The organism is Enterococcus quebecensis (genome assembly GCF_001730365.1).
In the GTDB taxonomy this organism is placed as follows: Bacteria; Bacillota; Bacilli; order Lactobacillales; family Enterococcaceae; genus Enterococcus_L; species Enterococcus_L quebecensis.
Genome location: NZ_MIKB01000013.1, coordinates 321,847 through 340,091, shown reverse-complemented (window position 1 = coordinate 340,091; position 18,245 = coordinate 321,847). Strand labels below are relative to the sequence as shown.

17 protein-coding genes are annotated in these 18,245 nt (G+C 35.2%); 15 read left to right on the top strand and 2 right to left on the bottom strand.

From position 1 onward, the window contains the following. The first annotated feature begins 498 nt into the window (after positions 1 to 498). The 3 genes from BCR23_RS07835 (at position 499) to BCR23_RS07825 (ending at position 4,653) form a co-directional block, all read left to right on the top strand. Positions 499 to 3,210 (top strand): cation-translocating P-type ATPase, encoded by a 2,712-nt coding sequence (locus BCR23_RS07835; RefSeq protein WP_069634931.1) that lies wholly within the window; start codon positions 499 to 501, stop codon positions 3,208 to 3,210. A 283-nt stretch (positions 3,211 to 3,493) separates the two neighbouring features. After that, a complete protein-coding gene (locus tag BCR23_RS07830) occupies positions 3,494 to 4,081 on the top strand; it encodes an ATP-dependent Clp protease proteolytic subunit (protein ID WP_010763181.1) in 588 nt (195 codons plus the stop codon). A 137-nt stretch (positions 4,082 to 4,218) separates the two neighbouring features. After that, positions 4,219 to 4,653: a hypothetical protein gene (locus BCR23_RS07825; RefSeq protein ID WP_069634930.1), complete on the top strand. Its 435-nt coding sequence runs from the start codon at positions 4,219 to 4,221 to the stop codon at positions 4,651 to 4,653. Between the two features lie 470 nt (positions 4,654 to 5,123). Here BCR23_RS07825 and BCR23_RS14735 read toward each other — a convergent pair whose 3' ends face one another. Then, positions 5,124 to 5,285 carry a hypothetical protein gene (locus BCR23_RS14735; RefSeq protein ID WP_010763183.1) on the bottom strand — a complete coding sequence of 54 codons (162 nt, stop codon included), beginning with the start codon at positions 5,283 to 5,285 and terminating at the stop codon, positions 5,124 to 5,126. Positions 5,286 to 5,317: 32 nt separating this feature from the next. Further along, positions 5,318 to 5,674, bottom strand: coding sequence for a hypothetical protein (locus tag BCR23_RS07820; RefSeq protein ID WP_069634929.1), 357 nt, complete (start codon positions 5,672 to 5,674; stop codon positions 5,318 to 5,320). An 823-nt stretch (positions 5,675 to 6,497) separates the two neighbouring features. Here BCR23_RS07820 and BCR23_RS07815 point away from each other — a divergent pair. From BCR23_RS07815 to BCR23_RS07765, 12 genes are all read left to right on the top strand, one after another. After that, positions 6,498 to 8,024, top strand: coding sequence for a 2-isopropylmalate synthase (locus BCR23_RS07815; protein ID WP_069634928.1), 1,527 nt, complete (start codon positions 6,498 to 6,500; stop codon positions 8,022 to 8,024). Continuing rightward, positions 8,021 to 9,067, top strand: coding sequence for a 3-isopropylmalate dehydrogenase (leuB, locus tag BCR23_RS07810; protein ID WP_069634927.1), 1,047 nt, complete (start codon positions 8,021 to 8,023; stop codon positions 9,065 to 9,067). The genes BCR23_RS07815 and leuB overlap by 4 nt, the downstream gene beginning before the upstream one ends. A gap of 1 nt (position 9,068) precedes the next feature. Continuing rightward, positions 9,069 to 10,445 carry a 3-isopropylmalate dehydratase large subunit gene (gene leuC / locus BCR23_RS07805; RefSeq protein WP_069634926.1) on the top strand — a complete coding sequence of 459 codons (1,377 nt, stop codon included), beginning with the start codon at positions 9,069 to 9,071 and terminating at the stop codon, positions 10,443 to 10,445. Then, entirely contained in the window at positions 10,445 to 11,032 is a 588-nt protein-coding gene (leuD, locus tag BCR23_RS07800; protein WP_069634925.1) for a 3-isopropylmalate dehydratase small subunit, read from the top strand. The genes leuC and leuD overlap by 1 nt, the downstream gene beginning before the upstream one ends. Positions 11,033 to 11,102: 70 nt before the next feature. Then, entirely contained in the window at positions 11,103 to 11,849 is a 747-nt protein-coding gene (locus tag BCR23_RS07795; protein ID WP_069634924.1) for a class I SAM-dependent methyltransferase, read from the top strand. A gap of 417 nt (positions 11,850 to 12,266) precedes the next feature. Then, on the top strand, positions 12,267 to 12,392 hold the full coding sequence (locus BCR23_RS14975) for a hypothetical protein (RefSeq protein WP_276205077.1): 126 nt from the start codon (positions 12,267 to 12,269) through the stop codon (positions 12,390 to 12,392). A 129-nt stretch (positions 12,393 to 12,521) separates the two neighbouring features. Beyond that, positions 12,522 to 13,286 (top strand): hypothetical protein, encoded by a 765-nt coding sequence (locus BCR23_RS07790; protein WP_069634923.1) that lies wholly within the window; start codon positions 12,522 to 12,524, stop codon positions 13,284 to 13,286. Positions 13,287 to 13,310: 24 nt separating this feature from the next. Beyond that, positions 13,311 to 13,646, top strand: a complete 336-nt coding sequence (locus BCR23_RS07785) for a hypothetical protein (RefSeq protein ID WP_069634922.1) — start codon at positions 13,311 to 13,313, stop codon at positions 13,644 to 13,646. Positions 13,647 to 13,676: 30 nt separating this feature from the next. Next, positions 13,677 to 14,504 carry a hypothetical protein gene (locus tag BCR23_RS07780; RefSeq protein ID WP_141706713.1) on the top strand — a complete coding sequence of 276 codons (828 nt, stop codon included), beginning with the start codon at positions 13,677 to 13,679 and terminating at the stop codon, positions 14,502 to 14,504. 456 nt (positions 14,505 to 14,960) lie between these two features. After that, on the top strand, positions 14,961 to 16,232 hold the full coding sequence (locus BCR23_RS07775) for a hypothetical protein (protein ID WP_069634920.1): 1,272 nt from the start codon (positions 14,961 to 14,963) through the stop codon (positions 16,230 to 16,232). A gap of 330 nt (positions 16,233 to 16,562) precedes the next feature. Beyond that, positions 16,563 to 16,868 carry a DUF4176 domain-containing protein gene (locus tag BCR23_RS07770; RefSeq protein ID WP_069634919.1) on the top strand — a complete coding sequence of 102 codons (306 nt, stop codon included), beginning with the start codon at positions 16,563 to 16,565 and terminating at the stop codon, positions 16,866 to 16,868. Positions 16,869 to 16,993: 125 nt separating this feature from the next. Further along, on the top strand, positions 16,994 to 18,187 hold the full coding sequence (locus BCR23_RS07765) for a DNA cytosine methyltransferase (protein WP_069634918.1): 1,194 nt from the start codon (positions 16,994 to 16,996) through the stop codon (positions 18,185 to 18,187). Positions 18,188 to 18,245: the final 58 nt, after the last annotated feature.

Below are 18,245 nucleotides of genomic sequence, written 5' to 3'. Positions count from 1 at the left end.
ATTTTGGCTTACTTCCGAAAGAGCTGCTTTTGCACCACCGTTTTTCAATGGGGAATATCATGCATAAAATAGTGACGAATATACTAGAAATGCAAATTGGATTAAACGTTTATGTAAATACTGGACGCTTTTTCAGACCAAACCAAGACTTTTCTGAAAATCAACACGATTTCATTTGAAAAACACTAAAAGAACAGGTATAATCAATTTAGCAATAATTATTGGTGATTTACTGTTAGTAATCACTACCATATTATTTCATGAGGGAGTAACTGGCGGCGCTAGCTGCGACAACATCACCAACTCCGAAAGCAATTTCTGGTGTTGTCTTAAACGGTGAGACTTATGTATGTTCTATTTAGGTAGCATACAGAGGTCTATTTTTTTTCGTTTTTGCTGCGAACCAGCGTATCAATCATAAGTTCAAAAACGTGTTCGTTTTGCTTTTATGAAGTAAAATAGATTTAAGTAGCTGCAAAATTAAAGAGGAGGAAGAACATGTCAGAAGAGAAAAAGGTTCAACTATCTGAAGCATTTTACACGCAGTCAGAAGAAGAGGTCTTACAAAAATTTGATACAACTGTGGAAGGTTTATCAGATCAAGAAGCCAAAAAAAGGTTAGAAAGTTATGGAGCCAACGCATTAGATGAAGGAAAAAAGAAATCAATCGTTGTAAAGTTCTTTGAACAGTTTAAAGACTTTATGATCATTGTGTTATTATTTGCTGCAGTGATTTCAGCAGTGTTTTCACATGATGTTGTTGATTCAATCATTATATTACTGGTTGTTGTCTTAAATGCGATTTTTGGTGTGATTCAAGAAGCCAAAGCAGAACAAGCAATCGAAGCATTAAAAGAAATGTCTTCACCTAATGCAAATATTCGTCGTGATGGACATGTTATTACAGTCAAAAGTGACGAATTAGTTCCAGGTGATATTGTCTTATTAGAAGCTGGAGACGTTGTACCAGCCGATTTACGTTTATTAGAAGCAGCTAGTCTAAAAATTGAAGAAGCGGCGTTGACAGGTGAATCAGTTCCAGTTGAAAAAGAAATCTCCGTTTTACAAGGAACAGCTGAAGACATCGGTATTGGTGACCGCATCAATATGGCCTATTCCAACAGTAATGTTACTTATGGTCGAGGAATCGGTGTGGTTGTTGGTACTGGAATGAATACAGAAGTTGGTAAGATCGCTGGTATGTTAGCCAACGAGCAAGAAACAGAAACACCACTAAAACAAAATCTAAATCAATTAGGTAAAATGTTGACGATTGCGATATTAGTGATTGCAGCGATCATGTTTGTTGTAGGTATGATGAACGGCAGAACATGGATCGACATGTTATTAACCTCGATTTCATTAGCTGTAGCAGCCATTCCAGAAGGATTACCTGCAATCGTTACAATTATTTTAGCTTTAGGAACACAAAAAATGGCGAAGAAAAGTGCCATTGTCCGCAAACTTCCTGCTGTTGAAACATTAGGTAGCACAGATATTATCTGTTCCGATAAAACAGGAACATTGACATTGAACCAAATGACCGTTGAAGCACTATATACTGATAACAACATAGCGCCAGCTACTGCAGATGTGTCAATGGATAATATGGCATTAAAAATCATGACATATACTAATGATACAAAAATTGCTCAAGACGGCACATTGATTGGTGATCCAACCGAAACCGCATTAGTGCAATACGGTTTAGATCATAGCTTCAATGTAACTGAAAAAGTTGCGGCTGAACCACGTGTAGCTGAAATCCCATTTGATTCAGATCGTAAATTAATGACAACCGTTCACCAATTAACAGATGGAAAATTCCTAGTTTCTGTAAAAGGTGCACCAGATGAGTTATTAAAACGTTGTAACCAAGTTTTATTAAATGGCCAAACAACGACCTTAGACGAAAAAGGCCGCAAAGAGATTTTAACGAATAATACAAAAATGGCGAAACAAGCACTTCGTGTACTTGGTATGGCTTACAAATTAGTAGATGCAGTACCTACTGAAATGGATTCTGATGTAGTCGAAAAAGATTTAGTATTTGCTGGTCTTGTTGGTATGATTGATCCAGAACGTAAAGAAGCAGCAGAAGCGGTTAAAGTGGCCAAAGAAGCTGGTATTCGTCCAATCATGATTACTGGAGACCACAAAGATACAGCGGAAGCAATTGCGGCTCGTCTAGGAATCATCAAAGAAGGCGACGATGATGCGGTTATTACAGGCGCTGAATTGAATGAACTATCTGATGAAGCATTTGCTAAAGTTGTGGAACACTACTCTGTTTATGCTCGTGTATCACCTGAACATAAAGTTCGCATCGTTAAAGCTTGGCAGCAAGAAGGAAAAGTTGTTGCAATGACAGGTGATGGTGTGAATGATGCACCAGCCTTGAAAGCAGCAGACATTGGTATCGGAATGGGGATCACTGGTACAGAAGTATCAAAAGGTGCCTCTGATATGGTCTTAGCTGATGACAACTTCTCTACAATTATCGTTGCTGTTGAAGAAGGACGCAAAGTCTTCTCTAACATCCAAAAAACAATTCAATACCTACTTTCTGCCAACTTAGGGGAAGTATTAACGTTATTTATCGCAACAATGTTAGCTTGGGATACATTACTACCTGTTCACTTATTGTGGATTAACTTAGTAACCGATACATTCCCAGCGATTGCTTTAGGTGTGGAACCTGCTGAACGTGATGTTATGAGCCATGCACCTCGTGGGAAAAAATCAAACTTCTTCTCTGGTGGTGTTTTAAGCAGTGTCATTTATCAAGGGATCACGCAAGGTGCGTTGACGTTGATCGTTTATAAAATGGCGATTGAATTCCCAGCGCATACAGTTGCAAATATGCCACACTTATCAGCAACTGCATTGTATGATTTACAACATGGTGATGCATTGACAATGGCTTTTGCAACTTTAGGCTTGATCCAATTATTCCACGCATTCAACGTGAAATCTATTTACCAATCAATCTTTAAAGTTGGTTTGTTCAGAAACAAATCATTCAACTGGGCAATCTTAGTATCGTTCTTACTATTAGCAGCAACGATCTTGATTCCAGGCTTCAATGACTTGTTTAGCGTGACATCTTTAGATGCCTACCAATGGGCAATTGTTGCCGGGACATCATTTGCGATTGTTCCAATTGTTGAAATCGTGAAATTCATTCAACGTAGAATGGGTAAAAGCTAATACAATTTTTTTAGAAAAATCAAAAGTAGAAATGTGTCTTTAGATGCATTTCTGCTTTTTTATTGGTATAATTTTTAATAGATTCAAATTATATTTTTTAAGGTCAAAATAAGTCAAAAAAGTGGACAAATTTTCAGATTGCGGTATTATTAATATAGATATTTAACTTTACATGTTAAATGATTTTGTTCAGCTTGTATGTTATCTAGCTGCATGGGTCAACTTTTTTGAAAAAAATATAATCGAGCCCATTATGCTTTTAAAAATAAGGAGGTCACTAGACATGAACTATTTAGATGAAAATGAAGAAACAGAAGAAAAACAACAACCAAATGCGTTTATGAAAAAACTATTTGAAGAACGAACAATTTTGATTTATGGTGAGATTAATCAAGACTTAGCCAGAGAAGTTACTTCTCAATTGCTTTTACTAGCAGCTATGGGTGATGAACCAATCAAAATTTTTATTAATAGCCAAGGCGGACACGTTGAAGCGGGTGATACAATCCATGATATGATCAAATTTGTAAAACCAGAAGTTATTGTGATTGGTACTGGTTGGGTTGCAAGTGCAGGTATTACAATTTATCTAGCTGCTGAAGCAAAAAATAGATATAGCTTACCAAATACCCGCTATATGATTCATCAACCTGCTGGTGGTGTTCAAGGCCAAAGTACAGAGATCCAGATTGAAGCGAAAGAAATCATCCGCATGCGTGAGCGTGTGAACCGTTTGATTGCTGAAGCGACAGGTCAAACATATGAAAAAATCGCAAAAGACACAGACCGCAATTTCTGGATGTCTGCTGACGAAGCAAAAGATTATGGTATGATTTCTAAAATCATCCAAACAAGTGACGAAATCAAATAAAGTATAGAACTGCAAGCAAAAATGTTTGCAGTTTTTATTTGTTCTTAGTTTGAACGAAAGGTTTTTCAGATAGTCCTTGTCATGTGAGGATGAAAAAGTTAAAATTAAGTGATTACTAAAAGAAAGTAGGAAAGATAGTGAAACCAAATTTAGGATATTATGTTCAAAAAATCAATGATATTGTGAAAGAAACAGAAGAAGTCGGCGAAAAAATGAACGATTACTACGAAGAAGTTCGTAAAGCAATCGATGAAGGAAAAGTCACTGAATTGAGCTCAGAAAGAATTGCTGAAATCCAACGTATTTTCCAAGATGGAACTAAAGAATATACAGCGATGTTGGAAAAGGTCACTCAATTACGTCCGCCAGCACGTGTAATGGGTATTCACAAAAAATTTGAACGTTCATATGTCGAATATTTAGCTGGATGTAATGAAATGATTTTATCTTTAGATCCAGAAAAAGGCGTAGATGTTGATTTATTCAACAACTCTGAAGAAAAACAAGACAAAGCAACAGACGATATTTCATTTGCCATCACACGAATGAGCAATCTTTTGTTGAAAAAATAAAAAAATAAACAAAAGAAATGACAAAAAAAAGGGATAGCTAATTAACTTTTAACGTTATTTTTAGTAGACAAAAGAAAAAATGTGTTGTATTATATGTTCATACCAACAACAACCTTTTTATTTTTCATTTTACTCTTATTGAGTAATACTCCTTTTCCATCGGCCTTTTCAGCCGGTGGTTTTTTTATTTTCCAAAACGATTTATACTATTATTCTTTTGGAATATATTTATTATTTGTATTTTGAAATAAAGAAAGGTTATTTTATCTATTTGTATTATATTTTAATTGGGTTTTTTTGTTTATTTTTTAGAATATAGAATGATTTAAAAGACACAAAAAAAAGTATGACACAAAAGTAAAAATCACTTTTGCCTCATACCCTAACTGAGAATAAACGATGGGACAAAAGCCATCCTTTCGGAAAGAAGGCTTTTGTCCCACTCTTTTTTTAGTAGTATAAGATTTACATCAATTTTCTACATTACGAACATAGTCATCAAAATACTGAACAAGGTCAGATTTGATCTTTTGGTACTCTGCTTCTGTGTATTCACGTTCTTCGATAGTTCCATTAAAAAATGGAATTTCCAACTCTTCGCGTAAGCGATCTACTACTTCGCTTTGATCCATTTGGGCACCTTCTTTACGTGTTGTCTACTCTATTATAAAACATTAAAATCATTCGTCAACTGCTCAAAATAATCTTGCATAGCCGTTAACTTATTATAAAGTAGGGCGCTATCATCATCCTCTAGGAAAAAGAGCTGTTTTAATTCAAAATAAAAATCTTCAAAAGCTTTGAAGAAAGATTGTACTTGCGGTGCCTTTAGTTCACTATTACTGAAATAAAAAACGCGTACACTATGATAGTATGTAAATACTTCATTGATATTCAAAAGGATTCTAGTATCCTCAGAATGCGAACGGCTAGTGACTAAATCATATAAAGATGCACTCTTTGTATGGGTTTCAGATAGATAAGATAAAAGTAGTGCGACTTTCTCATTACTTGCTGACATTAAATCGACCTCCAGTTTTCCTAATTATAATAAAAAATGAGTAGAAAGAGAAATAGGACACTCTGTTTCTTTTAAATATTTATGAAAAATGAAAAAAGTATGAATTCTAGATAAAAAAAGGAGTTCCATCTAACTTAATAGTAGTCATAAAAAAAAGTATACAAGCAGGACAAAGTTTGATTAGTTGTATGAAAGTATTTTATTTACTAGCGAATGTCGGCGATGTAAAATCATTCATCAGCTTTGAAGATTAGTAAAATAGATTCCTCTATCGATTGGTAGTGAGAACACATATGATATTTTTAGTGATTTAGAACAAACTTGTAAAAGAGAATTTGGAGGATAAGAAGAAAGAACCCATTTTATTCAGCTTCTCTAAAAAAAATCTCATAAATCTATTGACTTTAAGTAAGAAGTTCTGTATCTTTAACACTATAGTTTGAATTATTCAAAAATTCTGACAATAAAGGATGTTGATGATTATGAACAAGCAAACAACAATAATTACATTCTTATTATTACTGAAGGACTCATCACACTGATTTTAGAAACTAGCTGAATCATAGCTTTTTCTTATCAGACGTTGAGAGTCCTGTTTTCGCATTGCATGAACGGGATGACAAGCATCCCATATCGTGGGATGCTTTTTTGTTGCAAAACATGCTGAGAATCACAACGAACAAAGTCAGTTGATGATGATAGTACAAGATTTGCAAAAAGCAATTGTTGCGCAATACTTGGCGAAACGAAGTGAGAGAAACCTCATTCGTTTCACTTAACCCAATAACCCAAAAAATGAAGAGTTTGAAAGGATGTATGAAAAATGAAAACGATCCAATTCTTTGACACTACTCTAAGAGATGGGGAACAAACCCCAGGCGTGAATTTCAATACCAAAGAAAAAGTTCAAATCGCCAAACAGCTAGAAAAATGGGGCATTGACACAATCGAAGCGGGATTTCCGATTGCGTCTGTCGGTGATTTTGAAGCAGTCAAGGCCATCGCTGAAAATGTTGAAAAAATGACTGTCGCAGGTCTGGCTCGTTGTCAAAAAGCCGACATCGATCGTGCGTATGAAGCTTTACGAAATGCTAAGTACCCACAAATCCATGTCTTTCTAGCAACTAGTCCAGTTCATATGGACTATAAACTGAAAATGACACCAGATGAAGTAATAGCTTCTATTAAAGAACATGTCAGTTATGCTAGAACCAAATTCGAGAAAGTTCAATTCTCGCCAGAAGATGCTACTAGAACAGAAAAACAATTCCTACTAAAAGCTGTCCAAACGGCCATCGATGCAGGAGCCACGATTATCAATGTTCCTGATACAGTTGGTTATTCTAACCCAACTGAATATGGCGCACTATTTAAATTTTTGATCGAAAATATCCAAAGTGACCAAGAAATTATTTTCTCTTCACATTGCCACGATGACTTAGGAATGGCGACGGCCAATGCCTTAGCGGCCATCGAAAATGGCGCTCGCAGAGTTGAAGGAACGATCAACGGCATCGGCGAACGCGCTGGTAATACTGCTCTTGAAGAGGTAGCCTTGGCACTTTACATCAGAAAAGATTTCTACCAAGCACAAAGTAATATTACATTGAAAGAAACCAAAAGAACCAGCGATCTTGTTAGTCGTTTGTCTGGTGTGTCTGTACCACGGAACAAAGCAATTATTGGTGCGAATGCATACGCTCACGAATCGGGAATTCATCAAGATGGCGTATTGAAAAATCCAGATACTTACGAAATCATTACACCATCATTAGTTGGAGTAAATGAAAACTCACTGCCGCTAGGAAAACTTTCTGGTCGCCATGCTTTTGCGACAAAAATGGAAGCTCTTGGTTACCAACTAACAGAAGATGAGCTAAAAGATGCCTTCAAACGTTTCAAATCACTCGCTGACAAAAAGAAACAAGTTACAGAAGAGGATCTGATCGCATTGATGGTAGGACAATCTCAAGAATGTAATGAAATCTATCGCTTAGAACGTGTGCAATTGCAATACGTATCAGACGGTAGTCAAGGAGCAATCGTTTCTATCCGCTCAGGAGAAAACGAAACTAACACAGAGTCGGCAATTGGTTCAGGAAGTATTCAAGCCATTTATAATTCTATCGATAAAATACTAGCACAAAAACCAGAACTAAAAGAGTATTACATCAAAGCGATTACAGGGGGCGAAGATGCTCAAGCTGAAGTCCACGTGACCTTAGCTGATACTGAAAGCAATAAACAATTTAACGGTATTGGCATCGATTTCGATGTCCTAGAAGCGTCAGCAAAAGCCTATATCAAAGCTAGTGAACAATTTCAAAAAGAAGTGGGGAAAGCCAAATGACCAAACGAATCGTAGCATTACCGGGAGACGGTATCGGAGCAGAAATTATGGATAGCGCATTGAAGATTTTAGCAGAAATTATGGTACAAGATAATCTAGAATTTGATATTGAACGTTTTGCTTTTGGCGGCGCTGGTATTGATGAAAAAGGGGAGCCGCTGCCAGAAGAAACGTTAGAAGCTTGCGAAAAAGCAGATGCGATCTTATTAGGTGCGATTGGCGGACCAAAATGGGACAATGCACCAAAACGCCCTGAACAAGGGTTGCTTGGTTTAAGAAAAGCGTTAGGCTTATTTGCAAATATTCGCCCAATCTCAGTACCAGATGCAGTCGCTCATTTATCTCCATTAAAAGAAGAGAACGTTCGTGGTGTTGATTTTATTGTTGTTCGTGAGTTAACTGGAGGTATTTACTTTGGGGAAAAACAACTAGGGGAAACAGAAGCTTCTGACTTATGTACCTATTCAAAAGCTGAAATTAAGCGTATTATTCGCAAAGCCTTTGAAATTGCCCGTACGAGAAATAAGAAAGTGACCTCTGTTGATAAGGCAAATGTATTAGCAACTAGTAAATTATGGCGTCAAACAGCTGAAGAAGTAGCACAAGAATTTCCAGACTGCACGTTAGAACATCAACTTGTGGACTCAGCAGCGATGGTGATGATTCAAAAACCAAAAGCTTTCGATGTGATCGTCACAGAAAATTTATTCGGCGATATCTTAAGTGATGAAGCATCGGTGATTCCAGGTTCACTAGGCATGATGCCAAGCGCAAGCCATAGCGAATCAGGGCCGTCATTATACGAGCCAATCCACGGGTCAGCACCAGACATTGCCAATCAAAATATCGCTAATCCAATGTCAATGATCTTGTCAGTAGCTATGATGTTGCGCCAATCTTTTGGATTAGAAGATGCAGCGAAAAAAATTGAAGATGCTTGTGATCGTGTGATGAATCAAGGAATCTTGACCACAGATTTAGGCGGACGGGCAACAACTACAGAATTTACAGAAGCAGTCATAAAAGAATTGAGAGGTGCTTAACATGGGAAAAACACTATTTGATAAACTTTGGGAACAACATGTCGTTACTGGCAGTGCAGGAGAACCACAGCTATTATATGTTAATCTTCATCTAATCCATGAAGTAACGTCCCCTCAAGCTTTTGAAGGACTAAGAGAAGCGGGCAGAAAAGTTCGTCGCCCAGACAGAACGTTTGGCACGATGGATCATAATGTACCTACCAAAGATATCTTTAATATCACGGATTTAGTAGCAAAAAAACAAATCGAAGCATTGCAGAAAAACTGTGAAGAATTTGGCGTAACACTTTGCGATAACGGGAGTGACCGTCAAGGAATCGTTCATATGGTTGGACCTGAAACTGGATTGACACAACCGGGGAAAATTATCGTTTGCGGTGATTCTCATACAGCCACGCATGGCGCATTTGGTGCGTTAGCATTTGGTATTGGTACAAGTGAAGTAGAACATGTTTTTGCTACACAATGTATTTGGCAAAACAAACCTAAATCAATGGGGGTAAAAATCACTGGTAAATTGGCGAAAGGTGTTTACGCAAAAGATATTATTCTAGCTTTGATCGCAAAATATGGTGTGGATTTTGGCGTTGGACATGCGGTTGAATTTTATGGGGAGACGATTGAAAACCTAACGATGGAAGAACGGATGACCATCTGTAATATGGCCATTGAAGGCGGCGCAAAAATGGGGATGATGGCGCCAGATGAGAAAACCTTTGAATATGTGCGTGGTAGAGAATATGCACCAGAAGACATGGAAGCGGCGATCGCTGATTGGAAAAAACTACCAAGCGATCCAGATGCTGTTTATGACACAAATCTAGAGTTAAATGCAGATGAACTAGTTCCCTTTGTAACGTGGGGCACTAATCCCGAAATGGGTATTCCAATCACAGGGACTTTCCCAGAAATCAAAGATATGAATGATGAACGAGCATATAACTATATGGATCTAAAACCAGGCCAACGACCGTCAGATATTGAAATTGGTTATGTCTTTATCGGATCTTGTACCAACGGCAGATTGTCCGATTTGGAAGAAGCAGCCCGTATTGTTAAAGGAAAAAAAGTCAAAGAAGGTATCACTGCAATCGTAGTACCAGGCTCAAGACCTGTTCGTAAAGCAGCTGAAAAAATTGGCTTGGATAAAATTTTCACCGAAGCAGGATTTGAATGGCGTGAACCAGGTTGCTCTATGTGTCTAGGGATGAATCCAGACCAAGTGCCTGCAGGTGTTCACTGCGCCTCAACCTCTAATCGAAACTTTGAAGGACGCCAAGGCAAAGGGGCAAGAACTCATCTGTGTAGCCCAGCGATGGCAGCGACCGCCGCAATTGAAGGAACATTTGTAGATATTAGAGAGGAGCTTGGTGCATAATGGAGGCATTTACACAACATACAGGAACCACCGTTCCGCTAATGAACGACAATATTGATACGGATCAAATCATTCCCAAATCATTTCTAAAACGAATCGAAAAAACAGGTTTTGGAGAGTTCTTATTTGACGAATGGCGTTATTTGCCAGATCGGACGCCAAACCCAGAATTTACGTTGAATGAGCCTAAATATCAAGGGGCAACGATTTTGATTTCAGGAGATAACTTTGGTTCGGGATCATCAAGGGAACACGCAGCTTGGGCGTTGGATGATTACGGCTTTAGAGCGGTCATTGCAGGTAGTTTTAGTGATATTTTTTATATGAATGCCACGAAAAATGGACTATTGCCAATTGTATTGAAACCAGAAGAATTAAAAGCTTTAGCAGAACTTGGAGCGGATGAAACGATTACGATCGATTTACCTAAGCAACAAGTTATTACACCCAAAGGGACATATTCCTTTGAAATTGATGGAACGTGGAAGCATAAGTTAGTGAATGGGTTGGACGATATTGCGATTAGTTTGACTCATGAGGATGAGATTACAGCATATGAAGCGAAGATCCCAGCCTATTGGCAGTAAAAAAATAGCCGAGCTACATCAATATTTTTTTGGTGTAGCTTTTTTCAATATATAGTTAGGAGAGGTGTCAATGGAATGGGATGCAAAACAGTACAATACAACACATGATTTTGTGTTTAAATATGGCGCAAGTTTACTGACATTGTTGCCCCAAAAAATAAAGACAGTTTTAGATATCGGCTGTGGAACAGGAGAATTAACGAACCAAATCGCTCAACTTGGGCATAAAGTAACAGGGATCGACCAATCAATAAATATGATCAATCAAGCAAAAAAGAGCCATCCTAATTTGAATTTTTTACAAGAAGATATCTTAAATCCTTCTGATCAACTTGAAATGTATGATATTGCTTTTTCAAATGCAGTTTTTCATTGGATACCTGATCAAGAACTGTTATTGAAAAATATCAGTGAACTTCTAAACGAAAATGGACAGTTGATTTGTGAGTTTGGTGCAATGGGCAATGTTCAGTCCATTAGACAAGCTTTTGGACGGGAGTTAAATGGGTTAGGCCTAGTTTTTGAGGAGCCGTTTTGTTTTACATCAGTGGAAGACTATCGTGTTTTGCTTGAAAAAAATCATTTTGATGTGGTGGAGATTTTAGAGTATGAACGCCCTACGCCACTTAAAGGTGGTCGAGTTGGTTTGAGGTCTTGGATGGAACAGTTTTATTCGACTGAACTGGGGAATTTGTCAGAGGAGCAGAAAGAGAGGGTGCTTAAGAATCTGGAACGGGATTTGACGCCAAGATTGTGGAAGGATGATCACTGGGAAGCAGATTATCGGCGATTGCGGATCAAGGCTGTTAAGCTGTAAATAAAAGCCTAAGAACAGGTAATGAAAACTTTAACAACTCACCTTTTAGTCGAAGAAGAGAAACAGCCTTCAGCTGGAGAATAATAAGATGATTCTCTGCAGTGCTAGACAAAAGTGGAACCTTTTTCCGAAGAGGTTCCATTTTTTGTCTTTTGATCGATGGGAATCCATTTCACGAAAATCTTATCTTTTAAAAGGTGGGAATAAACGAGTACTATGAATCCTAGTGGAAAAATATTCACGCTTTTTTACGTACTTCATACGATCGTAATTACAGCTCTAATCTTGTTTCCTAGAATATTTTGACTTCACAAATAAAGATTTCGTATGTCTATTGGAGTATAAAAAAGAGTTTCTTAGACTTTCAGTCTATGATAAAATTATACATGACTAAAAGTCAAATAAAGGAGTGTTGGAATGGTAAATATAGCTTCAGATATTGGGGTCGCTGCTGGAGCAATTTCAGGTATAAACGCTGTGTCTGTCAACAAAGGGACACAAGTTTCTTTAGGAAAAAGTAATGTTAGTAGTATGAAACTATGAAATTTATTATAGAGGACATGAAAATTTAGAAAGTGGGGATATTGGGGCAATTAAAGAAGATTGGTTTGGAAAACAAAACGGTCGTGTTGATACAGGAGATTTTAATACAGGATTACCGAGGTGGTAAATATGCATAAAATAGCATTTGCAGAAGCGGAAAAAGACATATATTTAGATGATATAGAGACCATTGTTACTATGTCATCTAATAGTTCTTCGTACACCAATAAAATTATATTTTCGTCTCTTTTTTCAGCGTTGATAAGCTTTCCATCACTAAATTACTACTGGGGTATATCTATGGTTTCTTTAAGCATACTTTTTTTTCTTTTAATAAAATATCTTACTTTAAACAACTTTCAAAAAGTAGTTAACTACAATACTTATCTATACATGATAGTACAAACGGGTGTCATTTTTTTTCTTACGGTTTTTTTATATATAAAAAAGGACACATATCATATAGTACCAATAATCTATATAACAATTAGCTACATGCTCTCTCTTTTTATTGTATACTTTAAAACATCGAATCTATTAAGAGCTAAATATAATTTAGGGCATAGTAAATGGAGCAAAAAAAGTGAGCTGTTTGCAACAAAAACATCAAAACTCTTAGGAATTTTTGTAATTCTGATAGTCTTAGGGACAATAATTTACCGTATTAATAGATGGTGGCTGTTAAATGTCGATATAACATTTGAGAGTGTAAGCATTACAGAATATATATTGTGGGGTGGAGGATTAATTTTTCTTCTAATAGGACTAACGCTTCTACCTACTTTATTGATAAAACCAGAAAATATAGTTAAGTATAAGTTAATTGAAAAATATGCTGAGGATTTTAGAGAAAAATATGACTATTCAAAAAAAGAATGGTATGGAGATAATTAATTTTTTCAGATCGTATCCCTAGATATGGTCAAAAAGATATTAATTAATAAAGAACTCCCTACTTACTCTAAAAAGAGATCCACAAAAAAAGAAATATTATTAAATAGTTGGAATGTATTAGCACCTAGCAATCACGTGATTAATGTATTATCAAAATCGGCAGCAGAAGTAGTACTTATTTCAGGAACAAAAATAGAATTAAATAAGTATAAAATGCTAGGAAAAGTATCCTACAGTGAATGTATCAATTGGTTATTTAGAAGGGGCGCAACATTGATTCTTTCTGGACGCTTTCGTCGGAACAATAAAGGAAGACTGATTTGGGCAACGAAACGGTCGTGTCAATATAGGATTACCTAAATGGTAAAATACAATGAAGTAGGCGGATTTATGAAAAAAATAGAGGACTATGTTAGCAACATTAGTTTTGAAGAGGCGTATGTGAAAATAGATCGAAATAAAATTGACTATTTAATTAAAGGCGATTCTAATGCAAAATTTCCAATTAGAATAAAAAAGATAGGTTTTTTAGCAATAAGTTTGTTTATGCCTATTATGATGATACTGTCCTACACAAGTGCTAAAGATAATTTAGTAACAACAGTGTTTTCTAGAACTATAGCAATAACAACAGCCACAAGTTTAATTTTAATATCACTATTTTCATATTTTAAAAGTAGACACTTTCTTAAAAACTATGGTTATAAAGAGTTTATATATTCTAGTTTGAAAATTTTATTTTTATCTTATATTTGTGGTTCCATAGGAACTGTAGATTCTAATTATATTATTCATTTGGTTACTATAATTATCTATGTGCCTACTTGTTTATACCTATGTTACATAGTGGAAAAGAATATGTTAATAGAATATATTAATTTAACGTTTGGAAAAGAGTATAAAACCAATAAGATTCTTTCTCTCTTGGTAAAAATGGCTGGAATAATAATGATTCTAGGGTTAGTAATTGTTCATTTATACAGAATAAATAAAAGTTGGATAGATAAAGACAGTATCAATGATTCAATAAATGGTTTAGGGGTAAGTATGACGTTAATTGTAATTGCGGGGGCATTTTTTATGATAATTATTTCTTTGCTACCTACTTATATCAGCTTCAAAGCTGATTTAAGAATTCAAAATAAACTAGTGATAAAATACTCAGAAGAATTTAGAGAAATGTATGGCTACTATAAAGAAGAATGGTACGGAGAATAATAATTAAGATAACCTCTGTTAGGCTTGGAAGTGGTACAGGTGGCCGTATCTTAAAAATAAGAGTTCTGAGGAAAAAACTAAAAAAAGTGAGATATTCAGGATTTTAAGAGTAGTTATATACTATGTATTTGGACGTGTACTTTTTAAATCTTCTTTGAGTCCTTTTACTTTAATTGCTCTAATTTTATTTATTAGTTGTTTAGGTGATACTTTATTTAAGGATGATCACTGGGAAGCAGATTATCGGCGATTGCGGATTAAGGCTGTTAAACAATAAATAACTGAACAGTTACTAATACTCTTTCAAATGAAGAGCGACCAATTAAAGGACGTTCTTTTTTTATTGTTAGAATAAAAATTAAATTGTATTTAAAATGAAAAAAATTATAATTGTGTTAAACTATTTATGGGTAGAAAAATAAAATATGTTCAATAACAGACAGGAGCGGTTGGGAAATGAAGAAAAAAGTTTTGGGGATTTCTGTGGGCATTGCATTAGTTGCAATCCTTATTATTGGTTTGATTGTGTTCCAGAAACAAGCAAATGAAAAGAAGAAAATAGAAACGGCACAAACCGAATTAGCTAAAATCGAAAAAGATACAGCCAAAGATGGTGTGACGTATAAAAAAGTTGCATCCTTAAGTGACAAGGAAGAAGATTTTTTAAGTAAAGAGATCAAATTGGAAACCATCCAAGAGTACAAAAAAGAGCTTCAAAAGAAACAAGAAAAGATAGTCAAAATCAAAGAAGTACAAACTTCAGAAGCAAAGATAAAAGCAGCTGAAAAAAATGTTCAACAACTTCAAGAAAAACTGATTCTTGTTAATGAAAAATTGGCTATTCAAACAGACGTGAATCGTTTTTTCATAACAGGAGAAAAAGCGATCCAAGGAAATGAAGTAAAGGATCAACTACCAATTTCAGCAAACCTAACGAAAGATAGAATTTCAAAAGTAACAGAACTGGTCGAGAAGAATGAACAATTTAAGGGAAAGTGGAAAGAAGCGATTAACTCGATTATAAAGAACGCAAATAGCCAAGTTGAACAGATTGATCAGATTAACAAATTACTGAATGATGTATTTGAAGGCAATGTTCCTAAAACATCGGTTAAACAAAGTGATTATGATACACTAAGTAAAGAAATAGAAAAAGTGAAAAACAACGATTTAAAAACGACATTCAATGCTAAATTAGTACTGTTAAAAGCAGTGATTGATGCAAGTAATCAATTAGATGCTTTAACACGTCAAAAAGAAGCAGCGGAGCAAGAAGTAGCAAAAGCAGTAGAAAAAGCGAAAGCACAAGCAACACAGCAATCTTCTGAACAAGATAAATTATTAGCAGGGTATTCTGATGATCAGATTGAATATGCCAGAGTTTGGTTGACGATGATCGGGGTGAAACCGACTGAATTACGTGTCAGAAAAGAGTCAGCTGGTAGCCCAATTAATCCTTACGATGTTGGAGGTGCAACGTATCCGGCAGAAGTAACTGTACTTTATGGAGCGATCAGTGCAGAGGGGCAAATAGTTTATACAAGCAATCATAATGGAACTATCAATGTTTATCCAGTACCAAGTCACTGGCAAATTGGAGCGGAAAATGCGAAAAATCCTGAATTTGTGCGTAAGATGACACAAGATATTTTAGACAATGTTAAAGTTGTAAGTGTGGATGTGGGTAATCCAAAAGATGTGAAGAGTTTGATTGAGCTTCAAAAATAAGTTGATACCTTTAATAGACGATTTGGAGAATGGAAATTTTCTAAATCGTCTATTTTTGTATTCTTTATTTTATGAGTAATATTTTAACGTTGGGTATAATTGTTCCAATTATCTATCTTTTGATCATTGTCAACACTACAATTAGAACTGTTTAAGATGTTTATAATTGGTGGGAATCTAATAGCGTTAGGGATATTTCTGATGGTTTATACGTTTCTTATATTTGCCAATCAAACGATGCAAATGCCTATAAAATATGATGTTAAAATAATGAATTTAAGTAATAAGTAAAGCAGTTAACGAAATCATCAAGAACTGAGAGAAAGAATATTGCAATCATTAGGAACAATTGTATATTTAAAAGATGGACGAGCTAGAGTAATGATAATCAATAGAGGACCTATCATAGAAAAAGAAGGAATATCATGTTTATATGATTTTGCAGGCTGTGTTTATCCTATCGGCATGAACCCTGAACAAGTTTTATATTTTAATGAAGAGAATATTGATAAAGTTTTATTTGAAGGGTATCGTGATGAAGACGAACAACGATTTGAAGAGCTTTATGTAAAATCTGTTGAAGATTTGAGTGAGTCTGTAATGAAAGGGTTACCTAATTTAAATCTTAAGAGTTAGATTTGGGTATTAGATAAAATTATGAATACGAGCTTAAGTACATTTAATACGAAAATACGTTTGGTTTATTTCCCACATTTATTTAAAGGTATGTTATAATTGCTTAGTAATTTTAGTAAAGGGGAATGATTATGAGCAAAACTAGAAAAGTCATAAGTTTCTTCGCGGGAGTTGGAGGAATTGATCTTGGTTTTGAAAAATCAGGAAAGTTTGACGTGGTTTATGCAAATGAGTTTGACAAAAATGCTAAGTCAACTTATGAAAGCAATTTTGATTTAAAAGTGGAGTTAAAGGACATTAGAGATATTGATGCAAAAAATATACCGGATGCAGATGTTCTTCTTGCAGGTTTTCCTTGTCAGCCTTTTAGTGTTGCCGGTTATAGAAAGGGTTTTGAAGACGATCGTGGAAGTTTATTCTTCGAAACACTGAGAATAATTGTTCAAAAAAAACCAAAAGTGGTTTTTTTAGAAAATGTAAAAAATATGGTTACTCATGATCATGGAAATACATTCAAAGTCATTCGTGAAGGTCTTGAACAAAATGGTTACTATGTTAAATGGAAAGTTTTGAATGCAAAAGATTATGGAAATATTCCCCAAAATAGAGAACGTATTTATATAGTTGGTTTTCTTTCTAAAGAATCGTATGATTTGTTTGAATTTCCTGAAAAAATTGAGTTGACAAATCCTTTGACAAAATATATCGATTTTAAGAAAAAAGTAGACGAAAAATACTATTATACAAAAGAAAAAAATCCTACTTTTTATGATGAACTAGAAAAGGATATAGTTAGTCAAGATACAGTCTATCAATGGAGACGACAATATGTGCGTGAGAATAAGAACGGTGTTGTTCCAACGTTAACTGCAAATATGGGGATGGGTGGTCATAATGTACCATTAATTTTATCTGATACAGGGATTAGAAAATTGACCCCACGTGAAACATTCAATGTACAAGGTTATCCTACGCACTACAATCTTCCTAAAATTGCTGATGGACAATTATACAAACAAGCTGGAAATAGTGTAGTAGTTAGTGTTATAGAGAGAATTGCAAACAATATTGAAAAAGCTCTAAGAGGTAAAGAAAGCTCAGCCGCTAAAAAAAGTGGTAAGTTTGCTTTAATTTATACAAAAATGTATGAAAGAAGTTGGGGAGAGTCATTTGTTGAAAAATATTTTGATGCCTATGAAGATGCTCTTTTGTATATAGAGAATGAGACAACTTTACCTTTGTTATCAGATGAAGAGTATACTAGATTAGTAAAGCGTAATGGACAACATGAATTTTATTCGATTAATGCAAATTTTTGAGAATTATATTAAGAGGTGCAGATTGTGCCTCTTTTTTTTTACATATTAAAATGATATG